12 protein-coding genes are annotated in these 14,438 nt (G+C 54.5%); 4 read left to right on the top strand and 8 right to left on the bottom strand.

The features are described from left to right. Window positions 1-79: 79 nt before the first annotated feature. Window positions 80-1,564 carry a flagellin gene (locus GWK50_RS02885; protein ID WP_162015205.1) on the bottom strand — a complete coding sequence of 495 codons (1,485 nt, stop codon included), beginning with the start codon at window positions 1,562-1,564 and terminating at the stop codon, window positions 80-82. Window positions 1,565-1,888: 324 nt separating this feature from the next. Here GWK50_RS02885 and GWK50_RS02880 point away from each other — a divergent pair, with 324 nt between their 5' ends. Together GWK50_RS02880 and GWK50_RS02875 are read left to right on the top strand one after the other, a co-directional pair. Next, window positions 1,889-3,358 carry a flagellin gene (locus tag GWK50_RS02880; protein WP_162015204.1) on the top strand — a complete coding sequence of 490 codons (1,470 nt, stop codon included), beginning with the start codon at window positions 1,889-1,891 and terminating at the stop codon, window positions 3,356-3,358. Between the two features lie 106 nt (window positions 3,359-3,464). Beyond that, window positions 3,465-5,687, top strand: a complete 2,223-nt coding sequence (locus GWK50_RS02875) for an acetylglucosamine transferase (RefSeq protein WP_162015203.1) — start codon at window positions 3,465-3,467, stop codon at window positions 5,685-5,687. Window positions 5,688-5,693: 6 nt separating this feature from the next. Here the strand turns inward: GWK50_RS02875 and GWK50_RS02870 are convergent, their stop codons facing one another. The 7 genes from GWK50_RS02870 to rfbF are packed head-to-tail and all read right to left on the bottom strand — an operon-like array spanning window position 5,694 to window position 12,342. Further along, window positions 5,694-6,590, bottom strand: coding sequence for a transketolase (locus tag GWK50_RS02870; RefSeq protein ID WP_162015202.1), 897 nt, complete (start codon window positions 6,588-6,590; stop codon window positions 5,694-5,696). After that, window positions 6,583-7,404, bottom strand: a complete 822-nt coding sequence (locus GWK50_RS02865; RefSeq protein WP_162015201.1) for a transketolase — start codon at window positions 7,402-7,404, stop codon at window positions 6,583-6,585. The genes GWK50_RS02870 and GWK50_RS02865 overlap by 8 nt, the downstream gene beginning before the upstream one ends. Before the next feature lie 19 nt (window positions 7,405-7,423). Continuing rightward, on the bottom strand, window positions 7,424-8,350 hold the full coding sequence (locus tag GWK50_RS02860) for an NAD(P)-dependent oxidoreductase (RefSeq protein ID WP_162015200.1): 927 nt from the start codon (window positions 8,348-8,350) through the stop codon (window positions 7,424-7,426). A 7-nt stretch (window positions 8,351-8,357) separates the two neighbouring features. Continuing rightward, complete coding sequence (locus tag GWK50_RS02855; protein ID WP_162015199.1) at window positions 8,358-9,134, bottom strand: class I SAM-dependent methyltransferase; 777 nt, start codon at window positions 9,132-9,134, stop codon at window positions 8,358-8,360. Window positions 9,135-9,179: 45 nt separating this feature from the next. After that, complete coding sequence (rfbH, locus tag GWK50_RS02850; RefSeq protein WP_162015198.1) at window positions 9,180-10,505, bottom strand: lipopolysaccharide biosynthesis protein RfbH; 1,326 nt, start codon at window positions 10,503-10,505, stop codon at window positions 9,180-9,182. Next, window positions 10,502-11,572: a CDP-glucose 4,6-dehydratase gene (rfbG, locus tag GWK50_RS02845; protein WP_162015197.1), complete on the bottom strand. Its 1,071-nt coding sequence runs from the start codon at window positions 11,570-11,572 to the stop codon at window positions 10,502-10,504. The genes rfbH and rfbG overlap by 4 nt, the downstream gene beginning before the upstream one ends. Beyond that, complete coding sequence (rfbF, locus tag GWK50_RS02840; protein WP_162015196.1) at window positions 11,572-12,342, bottom strand: glucose-1-phosphate cytidylyltransferase; 771 nt, start codon at window positions 12,340-12,342, stop codon at window positions 11,572-11,574. Before rfbF ends, rfbG begins: the two co-directional genes overlap by 1 nt. A gap of 232 nt (window positions 12,343-12,574) precedes the next feature. Between rfbF and motA the strand changes: the two genes are divergently transcribed. Beyond that, window positions 12,575-13,435, top strand: coding sequence for a flagellar motor stator protein MotA (motA, locus tag GWK50_RS02835; protein WP_162015195.1), 861 nt, complete (start codon window positions 12,575-12,577; stop codon window positions 13,433-13,435). A 24-nt stretch (window positions 13,436-13,459) separates the two neighbouring features. After that, window positions 13,460-14,398, top strand: coding sequence for a flagellar motor protein MotB (gene motB / locus GWK50_RS02830; protein ID WP_162015194.1), 939 nt, complete (start codon window positions 13,460-13,462; stop codon window positions 14,396-14,398). Window positions 14,399-14,438 lie beyond the last annotated feature (40 nt).

Here is a 14,438-nt window from a genome sequence, read left to right as displayed (position 1 = left end):
GACGGTAGTGACACCGGCGCCGCCTCCCCTGGCTGGAGCCCGGCGCCTCGCAGCACGCCGGGCTTTGCCCTTGCCTTGCTTACCGCAGCAGGGCCAGCACCCCCTGAGGCAACTGGTTGGCCTGCGCCACCATGGCGGTACCAGCCTGTTGCAGAATCTGGGCGCGCGAGAGGTTGGCGGTTTCTGCGGCGAAGTCGGCGTCCAGAATGCGGCTGCGAGATGCGGCAAGGTTTTCCGACGTCACCTGCAGGTTGGAGATCGAGGTTTCAAAGCGGGACTGCATGGCACCCAACTTGGCACGCTCACCATTGATAAAGGCCAGAGCGGAATCCACTGTCTTGAGCGCCTCTGTCGCCTTGGAGAAAGTAGTGATGTCAAGGTCAGAAACCTTCTTCAGCGTGGATGAACTTGTAGCGGCCAGTGCATTTGTAGTTGTTGGCACCACAGAGAATGATTTCTCCGAATCGAACGTCACATAACCAGTCACCAAGCTGTTATCTGCGGTGGTGTTTGCCGTCAACGTTACTGCAGCTCCAACAGTTCCACCTTCATTGTTCAACTTCTGTACGCTCACGTTACCGGCATTGGAGGCAGCGGTATCGCCCACATAAATGTCATTGCCAGCGGCATTGGTCAGCAAAATCTTGGTGCCGTCAGAATTGAGTGCCGCCGTCACGCCCGTCTTGGAAGACTGGTCGTTGATTGCACTCACCGCCGCAGACAATCCATCGGCAGTGTTGAAAGCAGACAAAGTGAACGAAATTGTCTGCGCGGTACTGTTGTCAGATTGCAACGTCAGCGTGTAGGCCCCTGAGGCCACAAAAGTCAGGCTCGACTCGGTGCGCGCGGTAGCTACCACACCCGTTTCACTCTTCACTGCATTCACCTTGTCTGCAATGGCCGAGGCCGTGGCGTTGGACGCAACGGCAATGTTTTTGCTGCCCACAAACCCATTGACGTCCAAAGTTCCGGCCGACACTCCATTCGATCCCCAAGCGGCCACAGCACCCGTGCCACCAGCAGCCAAGGTTCCCGCTGCCACCACCTGGTTGTTGCCGTAAACATTGGTACGCAGGTTGCCCGTGGCAGCCACAATGGTCTGGTTGGCATTGGCACCCACCTGGAACTGCTGCGTGCCAAAGCTGCCGTCCAGCAGCTTGGTGCCGTTGAACTCGGTGGTCTTGGAGATGCGATCCAGCTCGCTCACCAGTTGGCCCACTTCTGCCTGCAGCGCTTGGCGGTCACCTGCGCTGTTGGAGGCATTGGCAGACTGCACGGCCAGCTCACGGACACGCTGCAGGATGTCGCCCGAGGCCTTGAGTGCACCTTCAGCCGTCTGCGCCAGGGAGATACCGTCGTTGGCATTGCGCACGGCCTGGTTCAGGCCGCGGATTTGGCTGGTAAAGCGCTCGGAGATGGCCAAGCCGGCGGCGTCGTCCTTGGCGCTGTTGATGCGCAAACCAGAGGACAGGCGCTGAATGGAGGTGTTGAGCGAAGTCTGGCTCATACCCAGGTTGCGCTGGGCGGTCAGCGAGGCGACATTGGTGTTGATGGTGGAAGCCATTTGCAAATCTCCTGAAAGAACTGGCTGAACATGGCGTTGCCGCCGACCGGATGCCAGACACCTGCCTGGCCCAGGGTTCCCAGCACCGCCGGGGCGGGCCATGGAACGGCGGGCTTTTACGTCCCGTTGCAATGGTTTTCGGAATCCGCTTTCAAAACTTTAGGCCCAAACACGCAAGTTGGCAGGTTTTTTGGCTCCTTATCGGGCCAACAGCCTTCGCGGAACTCCCCAGAATCAGCTCCATCGTTCCCGTCTTGTCTGCTGGACGGTGGAATCCCCCAACCGGCGCAGATGAATTGATTTCAGCCTTCAAGGAGCACCTCCATGGCCGCCACCATCAATACCAATGTCGCCTCGCTGACCGCCCAGCGCAACCTGGGTATGAGCCAGACTTCGCTCAACACCTCCATTCAGCGCCTGTCCTCTGGTTTGCGCATCAACAGCGCCAAGGACGACGCCGCCGGCTTGGCCATCTCCGAGCGCTTTACCAGCCAAATCCGCGGCCTGAACCAGGCAGCGCGCAACGCCAACGACGGCATTTCGCTGGCGCAGGTGACCGAAGGCGCCATGAAGTCGGCAGGCGACATCTTGCAGCGAGTGCGTGAACTGGCCGTGCAGTCCGCCAACGCCTCCAACAGTGCCGGGGACCGCCAGGCGCTGAACCAAGAGGTCGGGCAGCTTGTATCCGAGCTTGACCGGATTGCCAAAACCACCGAATTCAACGGGCAAAAACTGATTGACGGAACCTTTGGCACCGCCCAGTTCCAGGTGGGCGCCAATGCCAACCAGACCATCGTGGCAGCCACAGCCAACCTGCGCACCAATGTGTATGGCAACAACCAGGTGGTGGCATCTGGGACTGGCGCCACCACCACCGCGTGGGGATCCAATGGCATCACCGCTGGCACGCTGGCAATCAATGGCTTTGTGGGCAGCAAGAATGTAGATGTAGCAAGCTACGCAAGCGCGTCGTCTATCGCCGACAAGGTGAACGCGGTGAAGAGCGAAACCGGAGTCACTGCCTCTGCACGAACGGAATCCAGCCTGAGCTTCCAATCGGCAGGCGCATATTCGCTCACACTCCGATCCGACAACAGCACCGCACAAACCATTTCCTTCACTTTGTCTGCTTTCAACACCGCCGACGGTTTGTCGGCCGCCGTCAGCGCGATCAACGATCAATCGTCCAAAACAGGCGTGACTGCGTCCTTGAATTCGGACGGAACCCAGATTTTGTTGACCAACGCGACGGGCAACGACATCCTCGTTGCCGACACAGCCGTAGCCAACGCTGGCACCGTATCTGTACAAAAACTGGACAACACGGGCACAGCAGTCGGCACGGCTGTGACTCTCGCACCCAACACCCTTGCGGACAATGCCTTGGTCACTGGCTACATCATGTTTGACTCAGAAAAATCGTTTGCAGTTGCGCCAACCACCACTACTGCACTCACGGCTGCTAAGGCATCGACCCTGAACAAGGTTTCTGAACTTGACATCACGACGTTCGCCAAAGCCACTGAGGCGTTGAAAACGGTCGATTCAGCACTCGCTTTCATCAACGGTGAGCGGGCCAAGCTAGGCGCCCTTCAATCGCGGTTTGAAACCGCAATTTCCGCCCTCAACATCGCGTCAGAAAACCTGTCTGCCTCGCGAAGCCGCATCCAGGACGCTGACTTTGCGGCGGAAACGGCCAATCTGTCGCGCGCCCAAATTCTGCAACAGGCTGGCACAGCCATGGTTGCGCAAGCGAACCAGATTCCTCAAGGCGTGCTGTCGCTTCTGAAGTAAGCAATGCTGACCGTGAGCGCCAAGTGCGCTCACGCTGAACACCGATTTTGAACGCCACGTGGTGGTGCCGGGCTATGCTGTGCACACCGCCCAGCAGGAGGTTCCCTTGACCAAAGCGCCGCCACGAAAAGACACCCAGCCAGAATTGCAACTGCGCGCCGCACACGCTGCGCAAGACTGGCAGCGCGTTGCACACCTTTGCAGGCAGACACTGCGCAAAAACAAACGCAGTCTGCTGGCGCACCGGTACCTGGGTTACGCGCTCAAGATGCTGGGGCAAATCGGCCCGGCAATTGATGCATACCAGCAAGCCACAGCGCACCACCGCGACGATGCAGAATTGCTGGCCAACTACGCCAACCTGCTGCTGGAACAGGCCATGGACACCGAGGCGCTGCCGTTGCTGGACAAGCTGTGTGCACTCAGGCCCACAGACTCCAGTTGCTGGAGCAAGGTGGCCCAGTCTTGCTACAAGATTGGCCTGCACGAAAAGGGCTTTGGCTCGGCCATGGTGGCCTACAGCTTTGCACAGAACGATTACGAGCGGGTGGCAGCCCTGATGCAACGCGCCATTCACCGCCGCGAGCTAGGGCAAATTCGTGAGGCAGTGGAAGATTGCACCGAAGCCATCGCTATCAACCCCACTGACGCCGCGCACCACACCAATCGGCTGCTCTTCATGCTGGGAGACCCGCAAACCAGCCCAGAGCAACTGGCCACCGCCGCCAGAGAATACGGCGCCATCTTTGAAGCGCCACACAAGCCCTATTGGCCAACTTACGAAGAACGGCGAGGCGATCCTTGGCGCAAACTCAAGGTGGGCTTCTTATCGCCGGATTTCAGGGTGCATGCGGTGATGTGTTTTGCTGAGGGCTTATTAGCCCAACTGGATCGCAGGCAGTTTGAGGTCTATGCATTCTATCTGTATCCAAAAGATGATCTGGTCACGGAAAGAGTCAAATGCCACGTCGATCACTTTGTTCGCATAGCCCATCTGGGTTATGACGATCAAGCCAAGATCATTCAATCGCATGCAATTGATATTCTAATAGATATGACCGGGCATACCGGAGGCAACGCCTTGCTCACCATGGCACGCAAGCCGGCTCCAATTCAAGTCACCTGGATTGGATTTGTTGCGACAACTGGCCTCAGTGCAATAGACTATTATTTAACTGATGAAATCATTAACCCTGCTGGAGTAGATCATCTTTTCAGCGAGAAGCTCTGGAGATTGAAGACATTCCATGGCTCGTATAGAGCCATGAGCCGTAATCCCTTATGGAGCTACCAACCCCTTTATGCGGTAAGACCAACTCCCGCATTGCGCAACGGCTATATCACCTTCGGCTCGTGTAACAATCTTGGAAAGCTAACTGATGAGGTTCTAACTCTGTGGGGTAAATTGTTACAGATAGTACCGAAATCACGCTTACTCATTGAAGGCAAGGGCTTCAATAAACCAGAATTCGCTAAGAATTATCGCAGTCGCTGTGAAAGCCTTGGGGTTGATATTGATCGATTGAATTTAGTCCCATTGGTCACCGAAAAACAATATCTCACCTACCATGACATCGACATTGCATTAGACCCTTTTCCGTTGACAGGCGGCACGACAACTTGTGACTTGCTCTGGATGGGCGTCCCTTTAGTCTCTATGGTCGGTAACAGTTCCCCTAGCCGCATGAGTACAAATGCACTTACCTACACGGGGCATGAAGAGTGGTTAGCCCACTCTCATGATGAATACTTAACCATTGCAGCCAGATTGGCGTCAAGTCCGGAAGAGTTAAATCATCAAAGGCTCAGGCAGCGAGAGGAAGTAGAGCAGTCGCCGTTGATGCGAGATGATATTTTTTGCGAAAATGTAGCGCAAGCCTTCCGATTGATGTGGATGGCTTGGCTGGCAGAGAAAGATCACCCGGAAGACCAACAAGCACAATATGATATTATTGAAAAATGGTACGCAAATAGACCCGAAGAACTTGTGCCACCACCGACACTTGGCGTTGGTATAACCGAGGGACAAAGATTAAGCCTGCACACCGCCCACCAGGAACTGCAAGCGCTTCTCGAAAAAGCACTGCAAGAAAAAAATCCAAATACTGAAAAATCAATAGACGGCAAAATGTCACCACATTGGATTGCAGTGACCGAATACGCGGAAAAAATACTTTGTGCTGTCCCGAATGATGCAGTTGCACTTGCTTGTTTGGCCGAAGTGGAACATGCACACGGTCACACTGATTTCGCACTCACTTATCTTCAATATGCTTCTAAAGCAATTTCAATAATTCAGATAAGTGCGAAGACCGTAACTATGGCCTAACCAAGATTAAAGACGCGACAGGCCACCCAAATCGTGCAGCATTTTTTGTGTGCCAACGCTGCCACACACACTCTTTCCCAATGCATGCAATCGAAGACGCTGAAGTAGATCGGGTCTATTCATGAGCGATTCCATCATCCATGAACCAAAACCACCATCTACCAAATGGTCCTCAATGGTTTCAATGATTTGATATTTTTCCGCCATTTTTGCTTGTTGCAGCTTACTGTCCATGCTCCACAAAGGCATACTGCATATGCAGTGGTCGATATATTCAGGGGCACCAGCCCAATTGAGAGCGACATCCAAAGCAGCCCCCGTAGTAAGCAACACTTTGTCGCCAGTCTGTTTTGTTTTTGTACCGGAGATGGCCAGCCAAGCTCCAGGCTTAACTTCTGGTACCGCTGAGTGATAACATGGCTCGCCTGCTTTTCCAAGCCGCAGATAGGAAGGCTGTGGATTCGCAACTAAATAGCGTAAACACGCCCTTGCCTCTAATGGGTCACCAGGTGCTGCAATCAGCATATTTGGAAGTACCCGCATCAGCGCATAATCTTGAATAGCATGATGAGAATACCCCAAAGCACCGTAAGCGACCCCGCCACCGACCGAGACAACCGTAACCGGAAGCTTGTGATAATCAACATCATTTCTAATCTGTTCAGCACATCGAAAAGTGGGGAAGTTAGCAATTGAATATGTGAATACATGATAGCCTTCGGAAGCCATTCCAGCAGCCAAACCAGTCATGTTTTGCTCGGCTACTCCAGCATTGATAAACCGATCAGGGTAACAATCCGCGAATGGTTCCACAACAGAGTAACCCAAATCTCCAACAATCAATGCGATATTCGTATGCTGAGCAGCTAGCTTAACAAGCTCATCAATAAAAGCATTACGCATTTTGGCAGCCTTCCAACTCTCGAATAGCTAATGCAAGCTGGTGAATATTTGGAGTTTTATAATGCCACTCAACGGAGTTTTCCATATAACTCACACCTTTGCCTTTGATAGTGTGCGCTACTACCATTGATGGCAGGCCTGTTGTCCATGGTGCGGAACTTAATACTTTGGCCAATGCCGCGTAATCATGCCCATCCACCTCGCGAACGTCCCAGCCAAATGCGGAGAACTTATCCACCAGTGGTTCGATACGGAGGGTATTATCAACCGTGGTCAAGCTTTGCAATTTGTTGTAATCGATAATCGCCACCAAATTGTCAAGTTTATGATGCGCAGCAAACAAAAGAGCTTCCCAATTGCTTCCTTCGCCCAGTTCTCCATCGCTCATCAGTACATATGTTTTCCAAGAAGCGCCCAATTTTTTGGCCGCCAGTGCCTTGCCTACTCCAAATGGCAAACCATGCCCTAAAGAACCAGTTGAAAACTCAACGCCAATAACTTTATGACTGATGTGATTCATCAGCGCCGAGCCATCCTGGCCATAAGTCTTCAGATCGTCGATGGCGAAAAATCCGCATTCAGCCAACGCGGCGTACACTGCGACGCAAGCGTGCCCTTTTGAAAGCAAAAATCTATCCCGATGGCGGGCACAAGGTTGATTTGCATCGACGGTCAGCACCTGGCCGTATAGCACCGCCACGATATCGCAAATCGACAGTGCGCTGGCGATATGTGACGCTTTACCAGCGTGAACCATTTGCAGTGCTTGGATTCGCATCCTGTAGGCGAGTTGGTTGATTTCAGAAACATTCATCTTTGCGAACACTCAAGCTTCATATCGCGCTCAAAATAGCAGCAGCCTCCACTTCAATACCTTCCAAAGAGGAATATATCGGCTGAAAACCAATATTACTTGCACGTCTATTCAATGAATAATAATTCATCTTACTGCCCGTTGCATTAATGCCAGCAACATCCACCACTTCATAGCGAAGCCCAAAATTCTGCCTCATAAATTCAAGTAATACATCCTTGGAAACTGGCTCTCGACTGTAACAGTCTAGAGCCATATTCCCAAACGGGCCACCTAATACATTTTCCAATAGTCGAGCGAAATCCATCGGGCAAATATAATCACGAACCATAGGATCACGAGAAACTCGAAGAACTAAATTTTCTTGAATTGCTCTTATCACATTGGACATGAAAAATTTTCCATCGCTCTTCTGAGAACGACTAAAATAACTAAAAACGCGTATATCGGTAATTGAATAGTCACTCATTGCTCGATGGCGACATTCTGCATGCAATTTTGAAACACCATACCAATCCTGCGCATTAATAGCATTAATAGCAATACTAGATCTTGAATCATCGCGCACCGGAAAGGCGAACTCGGATCCATAAACAGCACCGCTGCTCAAAAACACATATCTACATTTTTTATGAATTTTGAGATAATCTAACACCATCTTATCGAATTGATAGGTAACATCAAATATTGATACTCCCATTGCAATGAGCGCACCAGGATCTCCTGCCCCTATAAAATTTACAATTGCATCAAATTTTTGCGTATTTGAAAAATCATCCAATGCATGCACGACGGCGCCCGTTGGATGGCCCGCACTTCTCAACCATTGTGAAATAGCTTCTGGACGGCGACCAAAAAGAGTTAAATCATATGCGCCCTGCAGCAAAAGAGCTCGCGTATAGTCTCGTGCGATCTGACTAGTGGCTCCCAATATCGCAATTCGCATATGAAACTCACAGTTCAATATAGGAGATCCACGGATCAATTGAGAATCTTTTTATTTGATAGTTCCTTATTCCCATAATTTCATTCAATGCCTTAGTCTCCCCAGGAAAGGAGTTGCAATTTAACTCATCAAACGCAACGATTGCCCCCTTGGGCATAAGCGGCAAAAACAATTCCAAAGCCTTTTTAGTGGGCTCATACAAATCGAAATCGAGATACAACAATGAGATGATCGTCTGAGGATTATTTATTAAGTATGCGTCCGATGTGGCCATAAAGTCCCCTCGCACCAATTCGATGTTTTCGATATGTCCAAGATGGCGTTCGCTATTATTTTTCCCACTTGAGAATAAAATTTCCTCATACGCTGATCCATTTAAATCACCAACCCCACTCTCCAGAATTCCGATGTTATCAATATCAGTTCTCACCGAGGGAAAACCAGCGAATGTATCAAAACCCACTATTTTTCGCGTGTGATTTGCAGGCTCATATATATTACTGAATTGCGCCCAAGAAAAAAGCCCCGCACCATTAAATACACCACATTCGACAACAATCCCCGTAACATCGACAACCCTCTTAAAAATCTCATGCTTAACCAAAAATCTTGCGATCGATCTTTTTGTGGCGAATCGCGGAAATGCCTCCAATTTGTCAATCAGCCTTATTGACGAGTTCTCAAACGCCTCTTCAGCCAATGAATAGGACAATTTGTCTTTTTCTGAATGCCGGCTATCTAGTACGCCATTAGGAAGTTCCGCTTTCTTATTGATGCATTGCATTTGACACCTCAAAATAGTTTTGATAACTCAAACCCCGCACCGCGCCTAAAAGTCAACTCCCAAATAACCTTCGATTTTCCGAGCAGCGAATCCCAGCATCTCCCGCGATAGCGAAGGCTGGAGACCGATCCAGAAGGTATTATTCATTACATTATCAGTATTAGTTAATTGACCACTAACACGAAACCTTAAATCTCGCATGTATGGCTGGCGAGTCAGGTTGCCTGCGAATAGCAGGCGGGTACCCACTTTGTTTTGATCCAAATATGTCAACAAGTCAAGCCTTGACACCGGACAACTGTCTTTCAAGGTGATAGGAAAGCCAAACCAAGACGGATCTGAGTGCTCAGTCGCCTGAGGCAGTTGGATAAATTCTTCGCAGTCTTTCAACCGGTCTTTCAAAAATGCGAAATTGGCCTTGCGCGCCGCAATGAATGCAGGAGCCTTCTCCAGTTGGGCCAATCCACATGCAGCCTGCATGTCGGTGATCTTCAGGTTGTAGCCAAGGTGGCTGTAGGTGTATTTGTGGTCATAGCCATCGGGCAGGCTGCCCCCAAGTTCTCGTGCCGTCCAACAGAACCGCTTTCCACAGGTGTTGTCTTTGCCCGGTGCGCAATAGCAGTCCCGCCCCCAGTCACGAATGCTCTCGGCAATGGTTTTGAGCTCGTCGTGGTTGGTGAAAACGGCACCGCCCTCGCCCATGGTGATGTGATGTGCCGGATAGAAGCTGAGGGTGGCAATGTCGCCAAAAGTGCCAACCATTTGGCCGCGGTAGGTGCTGCCCAAAGCATCGCAGCAGTCTTCGACCAACCACAGCCCGTACTTTTTGCACAGCGCCAGAACGACGTCCAGATTGAATGGGTTTCCCAGACAGTGCGCCAACATGATGGCCTTGGTTTTCGGGCCTATGGCTGCTTCTATTTTGTCGACCGCTATGTTGTAGGTAAGCGGATCCACATCCACAAACACTGGCACAGCGCCACACTGCAGGATAGGATTTACGGTGGTAGGAAAGCCTGCCGCCACACCGATCACTTCGTCCCCAGGGCGAATGGCGCGATCGCCCAATTTGTGGGATGTGAGCGTACTGAACGCCACTAGGTTTGCCGAAGAACCGGAGTTGACGGTGATGAGGTGCTTAACGCCAATGAAAGCCGCCAGCTTTTTTTCAAACGCTGCATTAAAGCGCCCCGTGGTCAACCAACCATCCAGGCTGGCTTCCACCATGTATTTGAGTTCCTGGGCGTCGAGGTATTTGCCCGATGGGGGTACAGGCGACACGCCAGGGACGAAGTCCGGGCGGCTCAGACTTATGGCGGCGTATTGCTCCACCAGTTGTGCAATTTGGGAACGGATGTCTTGGGTTGTCATGCACCTGCCTCATAGTCTTGGATGTCTGATTCACACAGCGCTTTGGCATCTCTGCCCGAAGAAAGCCCCCAGTACCAAACCATGGTGCGTTGCACCGCCTTCTCCAGGGGCCACTCCGGCCGAATGCCGAGTTCTTCACGCGCCTTGGCAACTTCCAATGCCAAATAGCGGGCTTCATGAACATTTTTGCTATTTTTTTCATAGCTTACACCGCAACTACCGTAAGCGCCACAAGCCAAATCAATGACTTTTTTCACCGTCGCGACATCATGTGTATGGGGACCAAAGTTATAGGCGCCCGCCTGCGTAGGCGCATGCCACAACACCTCTGCCAAGCGCAGGTAGGCCGCCAGCGGCTCCAGCACATGCTGCCAGGGCCGAACGGCCTCAGGACTGCGGATGCTCAGTGTCTCGCCAGCCCGCCAGGCGCGCACAGCGTCGGGCAGCAGGCGGTCGGCCGCCCAGTCGCCTCCTCCAATCACATTGCCCGCCCGCGCCGTGGCCACGGCCACGCCCTGCGCCGCCAAAAAGGCATCGCGGTAGCTGGCGGTGATGATCTCGGCCGCTGCCTTACTTGCGCTGTAGGGGTCGTGGCCGCCCAGCGGGTCGTCTTCGCGGTAGGGGTAGGCCCACTCGCGGTTGCGATAGACCTTGTCGGTGGTCACCACCACCACGGCGCGCACATCGGCCTGGCCGCGCAGCGCATCCAGCACGTGGGCCGTGCCCATCACGTTGGTGGCGTGGGTGGCCAGCGGGTCGGCGTAGCCTGCGCGCACCAGCGCCTGCGCGGCCAGATGCAGCACGATCTGCGGGCGCGCGGCCTGCACATGGGCGGCCACGGCCTGGGCGTCGCGCACATCGCACTCGTGGCTGGCGTGCAGCCCATCGGCCACGCGAGCCAAAGTGAACAGATTGGGTTCGGTGGCGGGTGCCAAGGCCAGGCCGGTCACTTCCGCGCCCATGCGCGCCAGCCACAGCGCCAGCCAGCTGCCTTTGAAGCCGGTGTGCCCGGTCAGCAGCACGCGCTTGCCGCGCCAAAAATCAGGGGTGGGCTTGACGGCTGCCATTACCAGCACTTCCACGGGGCTTGCCCGCTTTGCCACAGCTCTTCGAGGAAATTCTTTTCGCGCAGCGTGTCCATGGGCTGCCAAAAGCCTGCGTGCTCAAAGGCTTGCAGTTGGCCGCTTTGGGCCAGGCGCTGCATGGGCTCGGCCTCCCACGGCGTTGCATCCCCGTCAATCAGGTCAATCACTTCGGGTTGGAGCACAAAGAAGCCACCGTTGATCCAGCCGCCATCGCCCCGGGGCTTCTCCTCGAAGCCTGCCACCGTATCGCCGTTGCGCACCAGCGCGCCGTAGCGGCCCGGGGGCTGCACCGCTGTCACGGTGGCCTGGCGGCCATGGGCGCGGTGGAAAGCAAATTGCGCCGCCATATCTATGTCGGCCACGCCATCGCCGTAGGTAAAGCAAAACGGCTGGCCGGGCTCCAGGTATTCCTGCACGCGGCGCAGGCGCCCGCCGGTCATGGTGCTTTCGCCTGTGTCCACCAACGTCACACGCCAGGGCTCGGCATGGCGGTGGTGCACTTCCATGCGGTTGTTGGCCATGTCAAAGGTCACATCCGACATGTGCAGGAAGTAGTTGGCGAAATACTCCTTGATCACATAGCCCTTGTAACCCAGGCAGATGATGAAGTCGTTGACGCCGTGCGCAGCGTACATCTTCATGATGTGCCAGAGGATGGGCCGCCCGCCGATCTCGATCATCGGCTTGGGACGCAGGTGCGATTCTTCAGAGATGCGGGTACCCAAGCCACCCGCGAGCAGTACGGCTTTCATATGGGCAGCATAGGGCAGTCCAGCGCGGCAAAAAAGCCGAACTTCACCCTATTCGCCCCACAAAACCATTGATTGCGCCCGCGAACCTCGACAACAATGCCAGAAAACCACCCCTTGGCCACCCCTCGGATTGCTCGGGAGGGCTGCAATCCGATACATTTGGTCATAGGCATATTCCAAAGGCAGAGGCATCGGCCCTCGCCCCAACCAACGCCGCAGAGCTGCTCACACCATGTTCGTCATCATCGGCTACGTCGTTGCCTTCGGCTGCATCTTCGGGGTGTACATCCTGCACGGCGGCAACATTTCCGTGATTCTCAAGGCGCTGCCCTTCGAGACCGTCACCATTCTGGGCGGCGCCCTGGGGGCCTTCGTGGTCAACAACCAACCCAAGGTGCTCAAAGCCACCCTGGCTGCCATCCCGATGGCGCTCAAGGGTTCCAAATACACCAAAGCGCGCTATCTGGAACTGATGGCGATGCTCTACGACATCCTCCAGAAAGCCCGCAAGGAAGGCCTGATGGCCATCGAAAAGGATGTGGAAGCGCCGCACGAATCAGAGATCTTCAAGAAGTACCCCACCCTGAGCGCCGACCACCACGTGATCGAATTCATCACCGACTACCTGCGCATGATGGTGTCGGGCAACCTCAATGCGCATGAGATTGAGGCTTTGATGGACAACGAAATCGAAACCCACCACCAGGAGGCCCATGCCCCGGTGGCTGCACTGGCCCGTCTGGCGGGCGCACTGCCAGCCTTCGGCATCATTGCGGCCGTGCTGGGCGTGGTCAACACCATGGGCTCGGTGGGGCAACCCCCTGCGGTGCTGGGCGGGATGATCGGCTCTGCGCTGGTGGGCACGTTCCTCGGCATCTTGCTGGCCTATGGCGTGGTGGAGCCTCTGGGCGGGCTGGTGGAGCAAAAAATGGAAGACGCCGCCAAGGAGTTGCAGTGCATCAAGTCCACGCTGCTTGCCAGCATGCAAGGCTACAACCCGGCCACGGCCATTGAGTTTGGGCGCAAAGTGTTGTTCTCTGGCGACAGACCCAGCTTCACCGAGCTGGAAAGCCACGTCAAGGGCAAGAAATAAGCGCACCCCCAGCGGCAGATTGCCATGGCAGAAAAGAAGCTCCAACCCATCATCGTCAAGCGGGTCAAGAAAGGGGGCCATGCGGCCCACGGCGGCGCCTGGAAGATTGCCTATGCCGACTTCGTGACCGCCATGATGGCCTTCTTCCTGCTGATGTGGTTGCTGGGCTCCACCGCCAAGGGCGATTTGCAGGGGATCGCTGATTACTTCAACTCGCCGCTCAAGGTGGCCATGGCGGGGGGCGATGGCGCGGGCAGCAGTTCCAGCATCATTCCCGGCGGCGGCAACGACCTGAGCAAGGTCCACGGTCAGGTGCGGCGCTCGGACTCCAGCGAAGCCAAGCGCCCACGCATGACGGCGGAACAAATGCGCGCAGAGATGGCCCGGCAGGACGAGGCGCGCATCAAGGCACTGCAAGCCAAGATAGACGCCGTGATCACCGCCAACACACTGCTCAATGAATACAAGTCGCAAATCCGCATGGATGTGACACCCGACGGGCTGCAAATCCAGCTGGTGGACTCACAGAACCGCCCCATGTTCGACAGCGGCAGCGCTCTGGTCAAACCCTATATGCGCGACATCCTGCGCGGCATCGGGTCGTCCTTGGTCGAGGTGGAAAACCGCATCAGCCTGGCGGGCCACACCGATGCCGTGCCCTACAGCAACAGCGAGCGCGGCTACAGCAACTGGGAGCTGTCGGCCGACCGCGCCAATGCCTCGCGCCGTGAACTGGTGGCCGCAGGCATGCCTGACGCCAAGCTGGCCCGTGTGGTGGGGCTGGCCGCCAGTGATCTGCTGGAACCCGACAACCCCAAGGCCCCCGCCAACCGGCGTATCACCATCACTGTGCTGACCCGTGAGGCGGAAGAGAGGCTCCTAGGGAAAACCATTCCCATCGTCCCTGCGGAGGAATGGATCGAAGAAAAGAGCGACAATCCTGCTAAAGGCGACCAGAGGTAACAACTTGTCACGCTCGCGGTCTTCCCACACAATCCTCCAA

The organism is Acidovorax sp. 210-6, from assembly GCF_010020825.1.
In the GTDB taxonomy this organism is placed as follows: Bacteria; Pseudomonadota; Gammaproteobacteria; order Burkholderiales; family Burkholderiaceae_C; genus Simplicispira; species Simplicispira sedimenti.
Note: the sequence above shows the minus strand (reverse complement) of the source record. Positions and strands in the feature narration are given on the sequence as shown.